Genomic DNA, 16057 nt, shown 5'->3' with positions numbered 1-16057 from the left:
AAAGCTCCGCTGGGCCCGGGGCCGCCGGCGGCGGAGGACCGGGAGCGGGTTCTGCGGCATCAGGCCGACGGCGACAAGGGCTCCCGGACGGGCTCCCGGATAGGCTCCCGGCGGGCCGCCTGGGCCGGTCGCCTGCCCGTTGCCGGGGCCTTCGGGCCGCGCACGAGCGCAACGAGCGGGAGCGACAGGCCGACGGCCAGCACCCACCAGGCCGGCCGGATCGGCCCGGAGAAGTCCAGGTTGGCGGCGAGGACGAGGTTGGCCGGCACACCGCTGGCGAGGCCGTACCACGCGGCCTCCAGGCCGGCGGTCGCGAGCCCGGCGACGATCGCCAGGAAGAGGAGCGACCAGGGCCGCTCCGGCCACTGGAAGCGCCGCATCACCCGCCAGCCCATCAGCAGCAGGAACAGGCCCGCCGAGAAGACCGGGTCGGTGACATCGATCTTCGACTGCAGGAAGTAGTGGACCAGGGCCGCCACGGCGATCGTGTAGGTGAGGCGGTGCAGGCGATTCCAGTTCGGGCCGAGGTTGCGGATCGCCGCGTCCGTGGAGGTCAACCCTAAAGCGATCAGGCCGATCAGGGCCACGAAGCCGATCGTCAGGTAGAGCCGGAGCGCGATCTCGGAGATCACCTTGGTGAGGATCAGGTTCTGGTCGACGGCGTAGAGGGTCAGATGGGCCACCGCGTAGGCCATCACGGTGACGCCGAGCATGCGCCGCACGACGAGGACCTTCGGCCAGTCCGCGAGGCGGCGCAGCGGCGAGATCGCCAGCGAGAAGAGCAGGAAGCGCACCGCCCACTCGCCGGTGGCGTGGATCAGCGCGGTGATCGGCTTCGCCCCGAGGGCGTCGAGCCGGTAGGCGGCCGCGAGGTAGAGCGCGGGCGCGACGCAGCACGCGAACACCGCGAGCTTCAGCCAGGAGAGGCGGCCGGCCCGGTCGAGCCAGGGGAGGGGGATGCCGAGGGCGGCGGCCGAGCGATCGATCATGGGTCCGAACGGAAGCTTCGCGGTGGACGACGGCGCCGCGCCGATGGCCCGGGCCACCGGCGGGAACGGCTGCCCGGGCCATCGGTGCCGTCACGGGTCGGTTCGCCGCGGGCGTTCGCGGGTTACAGGGCGGCGTTGACCTGTGTTGTGGTTGACCGCGCCGTTCCCGCGGCGAGATAGCGAGACGACGGACGTTGGAGGGATCCCATGCAGTATCGCACGCTCGGCCGCTCGGGCCTCAAGGTCTCGCCGATCTGCCTCGGCACGATGATGTTCGGCGGCCCCACCGACGAGGCCACGGCCGGCCGCGTCGTCGCCAGCGCCCGGGAGGCCGGGATCAACTTCATCGACACGGCCAACGTCTACACGGAGGGCCGCTCGGAGGAGATCACCGGCCGGGCGATCCGGGCCGAGCGCGACGCCTGGGTCCTGGCCACCAAGGTCGCCAACCCGACCGGGCCGGGCGTCAACGACCGCGGCCTCTCGCGGGTCCACGTGATGAAGGCCGCCGAGGACAGCCTGCGCCGCCTCGGCACGGATTTCATCGACATCTACTACCTCCACAAGGAGGACCACGACACGCCGCTGGCCGAGACGGTCCGGGCGATCGCCGACCTCGTGCGGGCGGGCAAGATCCGCCATTTCGGCGTCTCGAATCACCGCTCCTGGCGGGTCGCCGAGATCTGCCGGCTCTGCGACGAGGCCGGGATCGACCGGCCGGTGGTGAGCCAGCCCTACTACAACGCCTTCAACCGGATGCCGGAGACCGAGCACCTGCCCGCCTGCGCGCATTTCGGGCTCGGCGTGGTGCCGTACTCGCCGCTCGCGCGCGGCGTGCTCACCGGCAAGTACGACCCGGACGCGCCGCCGCCGGCCGAGTCGCGGGCCGGCCGCCAGGACGCCCGGATGATGCAGACCGAGTGGCGCCCGGAATCCCTGCGCATCGCCCGGACCTTGAGGGAGCACGCCGAGGCCCGCGGCATCACGGCCGGCCAGTTCGCCACCGCCTGGGTGCTGAACAACCGCCTCGTCACCGGCGTGATCGCCGGGCCGCGGACGGAGGCGCAGTGGCAGGAATATCTCGGCGCCCTCGACTACGCCTTCACCCCGGAGGACGAGGCGCTGGTCGACGGGTTCGTGGCCGCGGGGCATCCGACGACGCCGGGCTACAACGATCCGGCCTATCCGCTGGAGGGGCGGGTGCCGCGCAGCGGCTGAGACGCGGCCGATCTTCGACCGATCCCCTCATCCTGAGGTGGCCGCGAAGCGCGACATCGAAGGATGAGGCGGAGCTGGGGACGAGCGGGCTCGCGCGGCGCGGCGGATCCACCTTGCGCTCCGGGCCGAGGGCCGCTATCTAGCTCTCGACAGTTCTGATGGCAGTCGAGAGGCTGCGGTTCGGGAGTGGGCCCCACCGGGTCCGCTCTTTTTTTTCGCCGCACACCCTCTCGCCGCACGAGGCCCCACGCCGCGGGCGGCCAGGCAGAACGCCGCGAAGGTTGCGCGCTGAACACCCATGTCGTCCGAGATTGAAGCGGATCTGTCCGAGAAGCGCCTCGTCCGCGAGGCCGGAGTCGCCGCGCGCGTCGCGCAGGCGATCGAGGGGCCACTGGCGGGCCTCGGCTTCCGGCTGGTCCGGGTGCGGATGTCCAACGTCAACGGCTGCACCGTGCAGATCATGGCGGAGCGGCCGGACGGCACCTTCACGATCGACGATTGCGAGGCGGTGAGCCGCGCGATCTCGCCGATCCTCGACGTCGACGATCCGGTGGGCGGCGCCTACAACCTCGAAGTGTCCTCGCCGGGGATCGACCGGCCGCTGGTGCGGGTCTCGGACTTCGCCCGCTGGGTGGGCTACGAGGCCAAGGTCGAGCTGAGCCCGCCGCTCGACGGGCGCAAGCGCTTCCGCGGCATCCTCGGCGCGCCGGACCCGACGGGCGCGACCGTCCCGATCGACCTGCCCGACGTGAAGGAAGGGCTGCCGAGCCGCATCGACCTGCCGCTCAAGGACCTCGCCGAGGCCCATCTCGTCCTCACCGACGCGCTGATCCGCGAGTCGCTGCGCCGCGGCGGGCCGCCCGCCACTGACGAGGCCGACGAGGCCGAGGACGAGGAGGACGCCGCGGAGAGCGCGCCGCCGGCGCGCGCGCCCTTCCAGCCGAAGGGCCCCCGCAAGGCCAGCCCCGCGGCCAAGCCCCAGAAACAGGCCCGGACCGGCCCGAAGAAGCCGGTCGTGACCAAGGCGTCCCGGCTCAAGGACCGCGACTCCCTGCACTGAGACCCCCGCGCCGGCCGCCCGGCGGCCGGCCCGAAGATTTGACGGAAGAGAAGGACCGACACCGATGGCCGTCGTCAGCGCCAACAGGCTCGAACTCCTCCAGATCGCCGACGCGGTCGCCCGCGAGAAGGTGATCGACCGCTCCATCGTGATCGACGCGATGGAGGAGGCGATCGCCAAGGCCGCCCGCTCGCGCTACGGCGCCGAGACCGACGTTCACGCCGAGATCGACCCGAAGACCGGGGCGCTGCGCCTCTCGCGCCACCTCCTGGTCGTCGATCAGGTGGAGAACGACGCCCGCGAGATCACCCTCGACCAGGCCCGCCGCTACAACCCGGGCGCGCTGGTCGGCGACGTCATCTCCGACACCCTGCCGCCCTTCGATTTCGGCCGCGTGGCCGCGCAGTCGGCCAAGCAGGTCATCGTCCAGAAGGTGCGCGACGCCGAGCGCGCCCGCCAGTTCGACGAGTACAAGGACCGCATCGGCGAGATCCTCAACGGCATCGTGAAGCGGGTCGAGTACGGCAACGTCATCGTCGATCTCGGCCGCGGCGAGGGCATCGTGCGCCGGGACGAGATGATCCCGCGCGAGACCTTCCGGCCGGGCGACCGCATCCGCTCCTACCTGTTCGACGTGCGCTCGGAAGTGCGCGGCCCGCAGATCTTCCTGTCGCGCTCGCACCCGCAGTTCATGGCCAAGCTGTTCGGCCAGGAAGTGCCGGAGATCTACGACGGCATCGTCGAGGTGAAGGCGGTGGCCCGCGATCCGGGCTCGCGCGCCAAGATCGCGGTGATCTCGCGCGACGGCAGCATCGATCCCGTGGGCGCCTGCGTGGGTATGCGGGGATCTCGCGTGCAGGCCGTCGTCGGCGAGCTGCAGGGCGAGAAGATCGACATCATCCCGTGGTCCGAGGACGAGGCGACCTTCATCGTCAACGCGCTCCAGCCCGCCGAGGTGGTGAAGGTGGTGCTCGACGAGGAGGCCGACCGCATCGAGGTGGTGGTGCCGGACGACCAGCTGTCGCTGGCGATCGGCCGCCGCGGCCAGAACGTGCGCCTCGCCTCGCAGCTCACCGGCTGGGACATCGACATCCTGACCGAGGCCGAGGAATCGGAGCGCCGCCAGAAGGAGTTCGCCGAGCGGACCCAGGTCTTCATGGAGGCGCTCGACGTCGACGAGACCGTCGGCCAGCTGCTCGCCGCGGAAGGCTTCCGCAACGTCGAGGAGATCGCCTACGTCGACATCCAGGAGCTCTCCGGCATCCAGGGTCTCGACGAGGAGACCGGCACCGAGATCCAGGCCCGCGCCCAGGACCACCTCGCCCGGATCGAGCAGGCGCACGACGCCCGCCGCACCGAGCTCGGCGTCGCCGACGAGCTGCGGGAGATCGAGGGCATCACCACGCCCATGATGGTCGCCCTCGGCGAGAACGACGTGAAGACCGTCGAGGATCTGGCGGGCTGCGCCACCGACGACCTCGTCGGCTACACGGAGGGCCGCGGTCCCGAGGCCGTGCGCCACGCCGGCTACCTCGACGGGTTCGACCTGTCCCGCGCCGAGGCCGAGGCCCTGATCATGGCCGCCCGCCTGAAGGCCGGCTGGATCGAGGCCCTGCCGGAGCCGGAGGCCGAGGAGGGTGCCGAGGCGGCCGAGGGCGACGAGGCCGCCCCCGCGCAGGTTGAGGCCTGAGGCGGGCGCCGGCGGCGGAGGCGCGATGGTCGCGGTCGACACGACCCTGCCCGAGGACGGGCTGGATGCCGGGGGGCTCGATGCCGGCCCCGGCCGCCGCTCGCCCGAGCGGACCTGCATCGTCACGCGCGTCGTCCAGGCGCCGGACGCGATGATCCGGTTCGTGCGCGGGCCGGACGGCAGCGTCGTGCCCGACCTGCGCGCCAAGCTGCCGGGCCGCGGCGCCTGGATCAGCGCCCGGCGCGAGGCTGTCGCGACCGCGGTGCGGAAGAACCTGTTCTCGCGGGCGTTCAAGGGGCCGACCCCGGCCGCCCCCGACCTGCCGGACCGGATCGCCGCCGGGCTGCGGGACGACCTGCGGCAGGCCATCGCCATGGCCAACAAGGCGGGCTGCGTGGTCGCGGGCTTCTCGAAGGTCGAGGCCGCGATCGGCGGGCAGCCGGGCGCCATTGCGGTGATTCATGCCGCCGAGGCGAGCCCGGACGGCCGGCGGAAGATCGCGTCGGCCTTGCACAGGCGCCACGGCGGGGCCATGTCAAGGATCCCGATCATCGATGACCTGTCCGAGGACGAATTGGACATGGCCTTAGGTCGGGATCATGTGATACACGCTGCGCTCGTCGCAGGAGCCGGAGCCGCCGGCTGCCTGTCGCGTTGGCGTCGGCTACGCTCCTTCGAGGGCGCCGCCGCGGCGACCGGGGAGCCCGATCCAGCCCGAATCGGCGGGATCGACGAAGCCTCACGTTGACGACGCAGGACTATTTTGACCGGCGCCACCGGGTGTCGGTTCACGGGACGATGGAAACCCTCAGGGTTCAGGCTGAATGAGCGATACGAACAACCCGGGCGACAAGACTCTGAACCGGACTTCCCCGAAGCCGCTCGGCCTCAAGCGGCCGATCGAGGCGGGCACCGTGCGTCAGAGCTTCTCCCATGGCCGCTCCAAGCAGGTCGTGGTCGAGACGGTGAAGCGCCGCGTCATCGGTGCGGCGCCGGCCGCCCCTGCCCGTGAACCCGCGCCGGCTCCACGCCCGGCGGCCCCCGCGCCGACGGCGCCGGCCCCGCGTCCGGCGCAGCGCGCCGCTTCGGGGGTCGTCCTGCGCACCCTGAGCGAGCAGGAGAGTGCGGCCCGCGCCGCCGCCCTCGCCGACGCGCAGCGCCGCGAGGCCGAGGCCCGCCGCAAGGTGGAGGCCGAGGCCGAGGCGCGCCGTCGCGAGGCCGAGGAGCAGGCCCGCCGCGAGCGCGAGGCCGCCGAGGCCCGCCGTCGCGAGGACGAGGAGCGCAAGGCCGCGGCTGCGGCCGCCGCTGCGGCGGCGGCTGACGCTGCCAAGGCCGCCGAGGCTCAGGCCGCCGCCCCCGCACCGGCGGCCGACGCCCCCGCCGCGACACCGGCCCGTCCGGCCGAAGCGCCGGCCCAGCCGGCCCAGCCGGCCGCTGCCCATCCCGCCGCCGCGGCGCCGGCGCGCCCCGCGGCAGCGCCGGCCCGTCAGCCCGAGGCGGCCCGTCCGGCCGCCGCGCGCCCGGCTGCCTCCGCCGCGGCTCCGGCCGCTCCGCGCCCGCCACTGACGCCGCGCCCCTCCACGGGCGAGCCGCGCAAGACCATCACGGCCGACTCGCGCAAGCCGCGCGACCTCAACTTCATGGCCCGTCCGGCTCCGGCGCCCGAGCCCGAGAAGAGCGCGACGCCGGCGACCGCCGCGCGTCCCGCCGGCGCGGGGGCCGCGGCGCGCCCCGCCGGTCGCGGTGCCCAGACCAACGAGGACGAGTCCGAGACCAAGCGGGTGATCCGCCGTCCCGGCATGCCGCTCAAGATCATCGCGCCGCCGAAGACCCCGAAATCCCCGGGCGGCGACCGCAACCGCGGCCGCCTGACCATCGCCAACGCGACCTCGGGCGAGGACGAGCGCACGCGCTCGGTCGCCTCGTTCCGCCGCCGCCAGCAGCGCATGAGCGGCCGCGGCCACGTGGAGCAGAAGGAGAAGCTGTCCCGCGAGGTGACGATCCCCGAGACGATCACCATCCAGGAACTCGCCAACCGCATGTCGGAGCGGGCCGTGGACGTGATCCGGCTGCTGATGAAGCAGGGCCAGATCCACAAGATCACCGACGTGATCGACTCGGACACCGCCCAGCTCATCGCCGAGGAACTCGGCCACACGGTGCGCCGCGTAGCCGAGTCCGACGTCGAGGAGGGCCTCTCCTCCGACGAGCCGGATCTGGAGGAGGATCTCGATCCCCGTCCGCCGGTGGTCACCATCATGGGCCACGTCGACCACGGCAAGACGTCGCTGCTCGACGCGATCCGCAAGGAGAACGTGGTCGAGGGCGAGGCCGGCGGCATCACCCAGCACATCGGCGCCTACCAGGTCGCGTCGCCCTCCGGTGACATGATCACCTTCATCGACACCCCGGGCCACGCGGCGTTCACGTCGATGCGCGCCCGCGGCGCCAAGGTCACCGACATCGTGGTGATCGTGGTGGCGGCCGACGACGGCGTCATGCCCCAGACCATCGAGGCCATCCAGCACGCCAAGGCGGCCGGTGTCCCGATGATCATCGCGGTCAACAAGATCGACAAGCCGGATGCCAAGCCGGAGCGGGTCCGCACGGAGCTGCTGCAGCACGACATCCAGGTCGAGTCGATGGGCGGTGAGACCCTCGAGTTCGAGGTCTCGGCCAAGACCGGCGCCGGCCTGCCGCAGCTCCTGGAGGGCATCCAGATCCAGGCCGAGATCATGAACCTGCGCGCGAACGAGAAGCGCGACGGCGAGGGCACGGTCATCGAGGCCCAGCTCGACCGCGGCCGCGGCCCCGTGGCCACGGTCCTGGTCCAGCGCGGCACCCTGTTCACCGGCGACATCGTCGTCGCGGGCGCCGAGTGGGGCCGCGTGCGCGCCCTGATCGACGATCTCGGCGAGAACGTGCAGTACGCCGGGCCGTCGGTGCCGGTGGAGGTGCTGGGCTTCAACGGCACGCCGGATGCCGGCGACCGCGTGATCGTGGTGCCGAACGAGGCCCGCGCCCGCGAGGTCACCGAGTACCGCGCCCGTCAGAAGCGGGAGCGCCAGAACGCGCGGACCGGCGGTGCCAACCGCTCGCTGGTCGACATGATGCGCGACCTCAAGGAAGGCGCCGGCCGCAAGGAGCTGCCGGTCGTCATCAAGGGCGACGTGCAGGGCTCGGTCGAGGCGATCTCGGGCGCCCTGGAGAAGCTCGGCAACGACGAGGTCGCGGCCCGCATCCTCCTGGCCGGCGTCGGCGGCATCACCGAGTCGGACATCACCCTGGCGCAGGCGTCGAAGGCCGTCGTCATCGGCTTCAACGTGCGCGCCCACAAGGAGGCCCGCGAGGCCGCCGAGCGGGCGGGCATCGAGATCCGCTACTACAACATCATTTACGACCTCGTGGACGACATCAAAGCCACGCTGTCGGGGATGCTGCCGCCGACGCTCCGCGAGGAGCGCCTGGGCGAGGCGACGATCCAGGAGGTCTTCGAGGTCTCCAAGGTCGGCAAGGTCGCGGGTTGCCGCGTCACCGACGGCATCGTGGAGCGCGGCGCGCATGTCCGCCTCATCCGCGACAGCGTCGTGATCCACGAGGGCAAGCTCAAGACGCTCAAGCGCTTCAAGGACGACGCGAAGGAAGTCACCTCCGGTCAGGAGTGCGGCATGGCCTTCGAGAACTTCGAGAACATGCGCGCGGGCGACGTGATCGAGTGCTACCGGGTCGAGGAGATCCGCCGCACCCTCTGACGCTCCGGACTCATCCGGACAGGGCGGCCGCGGCACCTGCCGCGGCCGTCTTTTCTTTTTTCAGGACGTGCGCCGTCCGCTCCGGCGGGCCGGCCCGAGACAGAATGGCCCAGAAACCGACCTCCACCGGCCCCTCGCAGCGCCAGCAGCGCGTGGCCGAACTCGTGCGGCACGCGCTGGCCGAGGTGCTCCAGCGCGGCGATATCCAGGATCCGGTGCTCGGCACGCATGTCGTGACCGTGCCGGAGGTGCGGATGTCGCCGGACCTGAAGCTCGCCACGGCCTACGTGATGCCGCTCGGCGGCCTCGACGAGGCGCCGGTGATCGCCGCCCTGGAGCGCCACCGGAAGGTGCTGCGCCAGGAGGTGGCCCGGCGGGTGAACCTGAAATTCGCGCCGGAACTGCGGTTCCGGCGGGACGAGACCTTCGACGAGGCCGCGCGCATCGACCGGCTGCTGCGGGACGAGCGGGTCCAGCGGGACCTCGAGTCCGGGCCCGAGGACGACGAACCGGAGACCGGGACGGGGCATTGAGTCCCGATACCAAGCAGAAAGGGACGGGGCATCGACCCCGGGGGACACGCGGACATGACGGTTTCCATGGAAGATTTTCCGCCAGCCGAGCGCCAGGCTCCCCCGCCGAGCGCTGAGCGCCGCGGGCCGGAGGGGCGCCGTCCGCAGCGCGGGCCGCGTCCGGACCGGCCGAAGCGCCGGGACGTCTCGGGCTGGGTGATCCTCGACAAGCATGTCGGCATGACCTCGACCCACGCGGTCGCGGTGGTGAAGCGCGCCTTCAACGCCAAGAAGGCCGGCCACGCCGGCACCCTCGACCCGCTGGCCTCCGGCATCCTGCCGATCGCCCTCGGCGAGGCGACCAAGACCGTCCCGTTCGTGATGGACGGCCGCAAGGCCTACCGGTTCACCGTCCAGTGGGGCATCGAGACCGACACCGACGATGCCGAGGGGCGTCCCGTCGCGACGAGCGACGCCCGCCCGGACCGGGCGGCGGTCGAGGCGGCGCTGCCGGCCTTCGTGGGCGCGATCGAGCAGGTGCCGCCGCGCTACTCGGCCATCAAGATCCAGGGCGAGCGCGCCTACGACCTCGCCCGCGAGGGCGAGACCGTGGAGCTGGTCGCCCGGCCGGTGCAGATCGACCGACTCGCCATCGTCGAGCACGACGGCGAGCGCACCGTGATCGAGGCCGAGTGCGGCAAGGGCACCTACGTGCGGGCCCTGGCCCGCGATCTCGGCCGGATGCTCGGCTGCTACGGTCACGTGGCCGCCCTGCGCCGGACCCGCGTCGGACCGTTCTCGGAAGCCGAGGCCTGCCCGGTCTCGGCCCTGACCGACGGCAGCCCCGAGGCGGCCCTCGCCTACCTGCGACCGGTGGAGACGGCCCTCGACGCCATCCCGGAGGTCGCGGTGTCGCGCGATCTGGGCCTGCGCCTGATGCGGGGGCAGTCGGTCATCCTGCGGGGCCGCGACGCCCCGGTGGAGGGCAAGGCCTTCGCGACCTGCGCCGGGATCCTGGTCGCCGTGGGCGACGTGGAGCGCGGCGAGCTGGTCCCGCACCGGGTGTTCCATCTCGGCGGCACGGCCCCTGGCCGCAGCGCCTGACACGCCGGCTCCGCGCAGCCGGAGCGCGCGGGGGCCCGGCCGGTCCAGGCCGGGCTGAGACGAGAGCGCGCAGGCGGAACGAACCTGGGCCGTGACGCTTTGGCCCCGGCGGACGGTCCGGAATGCTGATGCGTGAACTCGACTACGACGTGGCGGTGATCGGTGCCGGGACCGCCGGAATCGCGGCCCATCGCGCCGCGACGGCGGCGGGGGCGCGGTCGGTCCTGATCGAGCGCGGCCCCGGCGGCACGACCTGCGCGCGGGTCGGCTGCATGCCCTCAAAACTCCTGATTGCCGCGGGCACCGCCGCCCACGCGGCCCGCACCGCCGACCTGTTCGGCATCCGGGTTCCGGACGTCGCGGTGGACGGGCCCGCCGTGCTGCGGCGCCTCCGCGAAGAGCGCGACCGGTTCGTCGGCAGCGTCCTCGAAGGTCTCGACGATCTCCCCGAAGACGAGCGCCTCGGCGGCACGGCGCGGTTCGAGAGCGACCGCACCCTGCTGATCGACGACGCGATCCGGATCCGCTTCCGGGCCGCGGTCATCGCCACGGGCTCGAGCCCGATCGTCCCGGAGCCCCTGCGGGGCCTCGGCGCGGACGTCCTCACCACCGACACGCTCTTCGAGATCCCCGATCTCCCGGCCTCGCTGGCCGTTCTCGGGGCCGGTGCCGTCGGGATCGAGATCGCCCAGGCCATGGCCCGGCTCGGCGTCGCCGTCACGGTCATCGACGCGGGCGACACCGTCGCCGGCCTGACCGAGCCCGACCTCGCCCGGCAGGCCGCCGCGATCTTCGCTTCGGAGATGGATCTTCACCTCGGCGCCGAGGTTCGGGACGCCGTTGCGGACAGCGACGGCGTGCGTCTCGGCTGGGTCGACCGCCACGGTCGCGACCAGGTCACGCGGGCGGCGCGGGTGCTGGCCGCCACCGGCCGTTCTCCGAACCTGGAGCCCCTCAGGCTGGAGGCGACCGGCCTTCGAATCGGCGAGACGGGCGTGCCGGACTTCGACCGGCGCAGCCTCGTCTGCGCCGGGGCACCGATCCTGATCGCCGGCGACGTCGACGGCTGGCGACCGGTGCTGCACGAGGCGAGCCGCCAGGGCACGATCGCGGGCGCCAACGCGGCCGCCCTCGCGGCGGACCGCCCGGTCGCGACGCCGGAGCCGTGGACGAGCCTCGCGATGGTCTTCACCCATCCCCAGGCGGCGGTGATCGGCGCACCCTACGACCCGGAGGACGATCGACGGATCGTCGGCGCCCTGGATTTCTCCGACCAGGGGCGCGCCCGCGTGGAGGGACTGAACCGCGGCGGCATGCGGATCTGGGCCGATCGGACCGGGCGACTGCTCGGGGGCGAGATGCTCGGGCCGGCCGTGGAACACCTCGCGCACCTGCTCACGTACGCCGTCGCCGACAAGCAGACGGCCCAGGCCGTGCATGATCGCCCGGTATACCATCCTACGGTTGAAGAAGGGCTTATCAGTATTATGTCTAAGATCATACAGAGAAGCTGAGGCGTTGATCTTGCTGACATCACTAGCATTGCGCTCGGCCATTTCGGTCGCCATACCGGTCTGAATGAGCCGGTTTCGCTCCTGATGCCGCCCAGCCAGGCCCCCGATACGGACGTCGATCTCGACGTCATCGCGCCGGACGCGCTCGACCGCCTCGACCAGGGCGTGATCGGGCTCGATGCGGCCGGCACCGTCGTGGCCTTCAGCGAGGGCGCGAGCGCGATCTCCGGGCTGTCGCGCGAGGCCGTCCTCGGGCGCGACTATTTCCGCGACGTGATGCCGGGCACCAACGTGCCGAGCTTCCGCGGCCGGTTCCTGGCGGGCGCGCGCCGCGGCGCCCTGGACGAGACCTTCGACTACGTCTTCGGCCGGCTACCGCAGCCGCTCCGGGCCCGGATCCACATGCGTCACGGCCAGATCGGCGGCACGCGCCCGGTGACGTGGCTGACCATCGATCCCGTCGAGAGCCTCGGCGCCGACCTGTCGCGCGAGGCCGTGATGGCGGCGATCGGCCGGCGGGTGCGCGCCGAGCCGGTGGATGCCAGCCTCTGCGAGCGCGAGCCGATCCACATCCCGGGCTCGATCCAGCCCAACGCCGTGATGCTCGCGGCCGATGCCGGAACCCTCCTGGTCGCGGCCTACTCGGCCAATGTCGACGAGATCATCGACCCGATCGAGCCGCCGCTGGCGGGCCGGCCCCTGGCGGACGTGCTGCCGGCGGAGGTCGTCGCGGCGATCCGCGCGCGGCTCGCGAGCGGGACCCTCGAGGACGGCGCCTCCATCCGCCGGACCCTGACCTTCCCGGATCGCGGCGCCTATCACGCCGTCGTCCACGCCCATGCCGGCCGCGTCATCGTCGAGATGGAGCTCGAGCCGGACTCGGCCGACGATTTCGCTACGGCAAGTCAGGTCGATACCGAGCTGGCCGTCGGTCGCCTGCGCGAGGCCGGGACCCTGGCCGAGGCCGCCCGGATCGCGGCTCTCGAGATCCGGGCCCTGACCGGCTTCGAGGCGGTGCTGGTCTACCGCTTCGACCCGGACTGGAACGGCGAGGCCGTGGCCGAGGACAAGGTGCCGGGCTGGTCGCGCAGCCTGCTGGGCCTGCGTTTCCCCGCCTCCGACATTCCCGCCCAGGCCCGGGCCCTCTACACCAAGGCCAAGAGCCGCTTCGTCATCGACCGTGACAGCGTCCCGGTCGGGCTGGTCTCGGCCCCTGGCGCCGGCAACGGCCCGATCGACCTGACCTTCGCCCAGCACCGCACGCTCTCGCCGATCCACTTGGAGTACCAGCGCAACCTCGGCGTGAACGGGTCCATGTCGATCTCGATCATGGTCGAGGGGCGGCTGTGGGGCCTGATGATCGGCCACCACCGCCGCCCGCACTACGTCACGCCGGAGACGCGCGCGGCCGCCACGGTGCTCACCGACGCCTTCGCCATGCGGGTGCAGGAGATCGAGTCGCGCCGCCTCTGGGCCGAGCGGCAGGCGCATCTCGACGTCGAGGGGCGCCTCGTGCGCGGCCTGACGCGATCCGACGACTTCGTGGCCGCCCTGACGGCCGGGACGACGACGCTGCTCGACCTGTTCAGCGCCACCGGCGCCGGCATCGTCTCGGGCGAGCGGGTCACGCTGATCGGCCGGACGCCGCAGGCCGAGATGGTGGCGGCGATCGCTAGCTGGCTGCGGGCGCGCGTGCCGGAGGGCGAGGTCGTCTACAGCAGCGACAGCTTCGGCGCCGATTTTCCGGAGGCCGGGCCGCATCGCGAGATCGCCAGCGGCCTGCTCGCGGCCTTCGTGGACGATTCGCGCGAGAACTTGCTGGTTTGGTTCCGGCCCGAGGTGCCCAGCACGGTCACGTGGGGCGGCGACCCGCGCAAGCCCGTGCTCGCCGGAAGCGGTCCCGTGGCGGTGCTGCCCCGCCGCTCGTTCGAGCGCTGGGTCGAGGAGCGCACCGGCTTCGCCGCGCCGTTCGCGGAATGGCAGGTCCAACTGGCTGGCTCCCTGGCCGAGGCGGTCGAGGGCGTGGTGCTGCGCCAGCGGCGCAAGATCGACGAGCTCACCGGCCTGCTCGCCGAGAAGGAGCGTCTGCTCGAGCAGAAGGACCTGCTCACGCGGGAGATCGACCACCGGGTCAAGAACTCCCTGCAGATCGTCTCGGCCTTCCTGCAGATGCAGCGGCGCCAGATCGCCGACGGCGAGGCCCGGCAGGCCTTCGCCGACACCTCCGCGCGGGTGATGAGCGTCGCGCGGGTGCACGACAGCCTGTACCAGGCGGATCGGTTCGACGAGGTCGATCTCGGCCAGACCATCGAGAGCCTGTGCAACGACCTCGCGGGGCTGGCCGGCGACGGGCACGCGGTCGACCTGTCGGCGGAGCCCGGACTGATGGTGCCCTACCGCAAGGCCGTGGCGCTCTCGCTGATCGCCACGGAACTCGTCACCAACGCCTTCAAATACGCGGCCAACCCGGCGGGCATCGGCCGCGTCGAGGTCAGAGTCTCGGCCTCCGGCCCCGGCGAGATCCAGCTGCGCGTCTGCGACGACGGGGCCGGCCTGCCCGACGACTGGGCGGACGCCAAGGCGCGGAGCAAGGGCTCCGGCCTGGGCATGAAGCTGATCCGGGCGATGCTCGACCAGATCAACGCCAAGCTCACCGTCGCCAACACTCCCGGCGCCTGCTTCACGATCACCGCGTGAGATCCCGCGAAGGCCTGCACGCGCGGCTGCGCGCCGCGACCGATCCGGCCCACCGGGCGCTGGAGGCGTCCCTCGACTGGCAGGCGCGGGTGGCGACGCTCGGCGGCTACCGGGAGCTGCTGGGACGCCTCTACGGCTTCCACGCGGTCTGGGAATCGGCCATCGGGTCCGGGCTCGCCGACGAGCCGTTCCTGGCGCCGCGCCGCCGACTCGCGCTCCTCGCGGCCGACCTCGTCCATCTCGGCCTTCAGCCCGGCGCGGTCGCGGCGCTCCCGAGACCGGCCGCTCCGGTTCTCCGCGGGCCGGCCGCCGCCACGGGCGCGCTCTACGTGCTGGAGGGATCGACCCTCGGCGGGCAGCTGATCGGCCGCCACATCGCCGGCCTGCACGGCTTCTCCGACGCGGGGCTCGCCTATTACCGGGCGCACGGGCCCGCCGCGGGGGCGATGTGGGCCGCCTTCCGCACGCGCCTGGACGCGTTCGGCGACGACCCGGCCGCGGAGGCCGCGCTCACCGGCGCGGCCTTGTCGACCTTCGCGGCGATGCGCGCGTGGCTCTGCCCGGTCCCGGAGCTGCCGGCCGCCGCCTGAGCCGCTCAGGCGGCGACGAGGGCGTCCCGCTCCGCCGCCAGATGGAGCATCAGCCGCTCGACGAGCCGCCCCGGTGGCCGGCCCGCCGGCCGGAGCAGCAGCGTCTCGATGGGAATCTCGGGCCGGAACGGCCGCAGCACGATGGGCAGCCCGCCGAGCGCCCGTGCCGGGACCGGATCGACGATGGCGGCGCCGAGTCCCTCGGCGACGAGGCCGCAGCGGGCCGCCGTGTACTCGGCCATCAGGGCGAAGCGCGGCGTCGCGCCGGCGCTCGCGAAGGCCGCCTCGGTGGCCGCCTGCACGGGGCTCGACCCGGCCGCGATCAGCGGCACCCCGGCGAGATCCGCCGCCGTGACGACGCGCCGGCGGACCAGGGCGTGCCCGCGGGGCAGCGCGCACACGGCCGCGACCCGCAGGAACGGCTCGGCGCTCACCCCGGCATGGCCGGAGCGCGGCCGGGCGAGGCCGAGGTCACACTGGCCCGAGGCGGTCCACGACCAGATCGTGTCTGGGCTGGGGACGTGGACCGAGATGCGCAGATCCGGGCATTCCGCGTCGAGGCGGCGAATGGCGCGCGGCAGCAATCCGGCGGCCAGGGAGGGCTGGCAGGCGACGCGCAATCCGCCGGTGCCGCGCTCGCGGATCCGGCGCGCGGCCTGCTGCAGGTGATCGAGGCCCGCGTAGGTCTGCGCGACCTCCTGGGCGAAGGCCTCGCCCTCCGGGGTCGGGAACGCGTTGCCGTGCCCGCGCACGAACAGCGCGAAGCCGAGGGCCGCCTCCAGCTGCGCGATGGCGCGGCTGATATGGGGCTGCCCGATGCCCAGGACCTCGCCGGCCCGCGTCATGCCGCCGTGGCGCATCACGGCGCGGAAGAGGTCGAGATGTGCGGGGTTCATCATGCCGAAACTGCATGGACGCGGGTCAGCGCGGC

12 protein-coding genes are annotated in these 16057 nt (G+C 72.8%); 10 read left to right on the top strand and 2 right to left on the bottom strand.

Translation table 11 applies throughout. From position 1 onward, the window contains the following. Positions 1-59 precede the first annotated feature (59 nt). Positions 60-989 (bottom strand): sulfite oxidase heme-binding subunit YedZ, encoded by a 930-nt coding sequence (locus tag LXM90_RS26710; RefSeq protein WP_234081245.1) that lies wholly within the window; start codon positions 987-989, stop codon positions 60-62. A 207-nt stretch (positions 990-1196) separates the two neighbouring features. Here LXM90_RS26710 and LXM90_RS26705 point away from each other — a divergent pair, with 207 nt between their 5' ends. The 10 genes from LXM90_RS26705 to LXM90_RS26660 all read left to right on the top strand — a co-directional run bounded on the left by LXM90_RS26705 (position 1197) and on the right by LXM90_RS26660 (position 15126). Then, positions 1197-2207: an aldo/keto reductase gene (locus tag LXM90_RS26705; protein WP_020092720.1), complete on the top strand. Its 1011-nt coding sequence runs from the start codon at positions 1197-1199 to the stop codon at positions 2205-2207. Positions 2208-2505: 298 nt separating this feature from the next. Beyond that, the gene (gene rimP, locus LXM90_RS26700; protein ID WP_234081243.1) at positions 2506-3267 is read left to right on the top strand and encodes a ribosome maturation factor RimP; all 762 of its coding nucleotides are present in this window, start codon (positions 2506-2508) and stop codon (positions 3265-3267) included. A 64-nt stretch (positions 3268-3331) separates the two neighbouring features. Further along, the gene (nusA, locus tag LXM90_RS26695) at positions 3332-4957 is read left to right on the top strand and encodes a transcription termination factor NusA (protein ID WP_042671441.1); all 1626 of its coding nucleotides are present in this window, start codon (positions 3332-3334) and stop codon (positions 4955-4957) included. 25 nt (positions 4958-4982) lie between these two features. Beyond that, the gene (locus tag LXM90_RS26690) at positions 4983-5705 is read left to right on the top strand and encodes an RNA-binding protein (protein WP_020092717.1); all 723 of its coding nucleotides are present in this window, start codon (positions 4983-4985) and stop codon (positions 5703-5705) included. A gap of 76 nt (positions 5706-5781) precedes the next feature. Then, positions 5782-8709, top strand: coding sequence for a translation initiation factor IF-2 (infB, locus tag LXM90_RS26685; protein WP_234081241.1), 2928 nt, complete (start codon positions 5782-5784; stop codon positions 8707-8709). Positions 8710-8813: 104 nt separating this feature from the next. Then, positions 8814-9242, top strand: a complete 429-nt coding sequence (rbfA, locus tag LXM90_RS26680; protein WP_020092715.1) for a 30S ribosome-binding factor RbfA — start codon at positions 8814-8816, stop codon at positions 9240-9242. 66 nt (positions 9243-9308) lie between these two features. Continuing rightward, entirely contained in the window at positions 9309-10325 is a 1017-nt protein-coding gene (truB, locus tag LXM90_RS26675) for a tRNA pseudouridine(55) synthase TruB (RefSeq protein WP_056525771.1), read from the top strand. A gap of 128 nt (positions 10326-10453) precedes the next feature. Further along, entirely contained in the window at positions 10454-11839 is a 1386-nt protein-coding gene (locus tag LXM90_RS26670) for a dihydrolipoyl dehydrogenase (RefSeq protein WP_234083067.1), read from the top strand. Between the two features lie 84 nt (positions 11840-11923). Continuing rightward, the gene (locus LXM90_RS26665; RefSeq protein WP_234081239.1) at positions 11924-14536 is read left to right on the top strand and encodes a histidine kinase dimerization/phosphoacceptor domain -containing protein; all 2613 of its coding nucleotides are present in this window, start codon (positions 11924-11926) and stop codon (positions 14534-14536) included. Beyond that, the gene (locus tag LXM90_RS26660) at positions 14533-15126 is read left to right on the top strand and encodes a biliverdin-producing heme oxygenase (RefSeq protein WP_020092711.1); all 594 of its coding nucleotides are present in this window, start codon (positions 14533-14535) and stop codon (positions 15124-15126) included. The genes LXM90_RS26665 and LXM90_RS26660 overlap by 4 nt, the downstream gene beginning before the upstream one ends. A 5-nt stretch (positions 15127-15131) precedes the next feature. Here the strand turns inward: LXM90_RS26660 and LXM90_RS26655 are convergent, their stop codons facing one another. Next, positions 15132-16025, bottom strand: coding sequence for a LysR family transcriptional regulator (locus LXM90_RS26655; RefSeq protein ID WP_020092710.1), 894 nt, complete (start codon positions 16023-16025; stop codon positions 15132-15134). Between the last annotated feature and the right edge of the window lie 32 nt (positions 16026-16057).

Source organism: Methylobacterium oryzae (assembly GCF_021398735.1).
Classification (GTDB): domain Bacteria; phylum Pseudomonadota; class Alphaproteobacteria; order Rhizobiales; family Beijerinckiaceae; genus Methylobacterium.
Note: the sequence above shows the minus strand (reverse complement) of the source record. Positions and strands in the feature narration are given on the sequence as shown.

What these genes read in the sequence shown, in the direction of transcription:
- LXM90_RS26710 (WP_234081245.1), bottom strand. Translation starts at nt 989, where the DNA reads ATGATCGATCGCTCGGCCGCCGCCCTCGGCATCCCCCTCCCCTGGCTC.
- LXM90_RS26705 (WP_020092720.1), top strand. Translation starts at nt 1,197, where the DNA reads ATGCAGTATCGCACGCTCGGCCGCTCGGGCCTCAAGGTCTCGCCGATC.
- rimP (WP_234081243.1), top strand. Translation starts at nt 2,506, where the DNA reads ATGTCGTCCGAGATTGAAGCGGATCTGTCCGAGAAGCGCCTCGTCCGC.
- nusA (WP_042671441.1), top strand. Translation starts at nt 3,332, where the DNA reads ATGGCCGTCGTCAGCGCCAACAGGCTCGAACTCCTCCAGATCGCCGAC.
- LXM90_RS26690 (WP_020092717.1), top strand. Translation starts at nt 4,983, where the DNA reads ATGGTCGCGGTCGACACGACCCTGCCCGAGGACGGGCTGGATGCCGGG.
- infB (WP_234081241.1), top strand. Translation starts at nt 5,782, where the DNA reads ATGAGCGATACGAACAACCCGGGCGACAAGACTCTGAACCGGACTTCC.
- rbfA (WP_020092715.1), top strand. Translation starts at nt 8,814, where the DNA reads ATGGCCCAGAAACCGACCTCCACCGGCCCCTCGCAGCGCCAGCAGCGC.
- truB (WP_056525771.1), top strand. Translation starts at nt 9,309, where the DNA reads ATGGAAGATTTTCCGCCAGCCGAGCGCCAGGCTCCCCCGCCGAGCGCT.
- LXM90_RS26670 (WP_234083067.1), top strand. Translation starts at nt 10,454, where the DNA reads ATGCGTGAACTCGACTACGACGTGGCGGTGATCGGTGCCGGGACCGCC.
- LXM90_RS26665 (WP_234081239.1), top strand. Translation starts at nt 11,924, where the DNA reads ATGCCGCCCAGCCAGGCCCCCGATACGGACGTCGATCTCGACGTCATC.
- LXM90_RS26655 (WP_020092710.1), bottom strand. Translation starts at nt 16,025, where the DNA reads ATGATGAACCCCGCACATCTCGACCTCTTCCGCGCCGTGATGCGCCAC.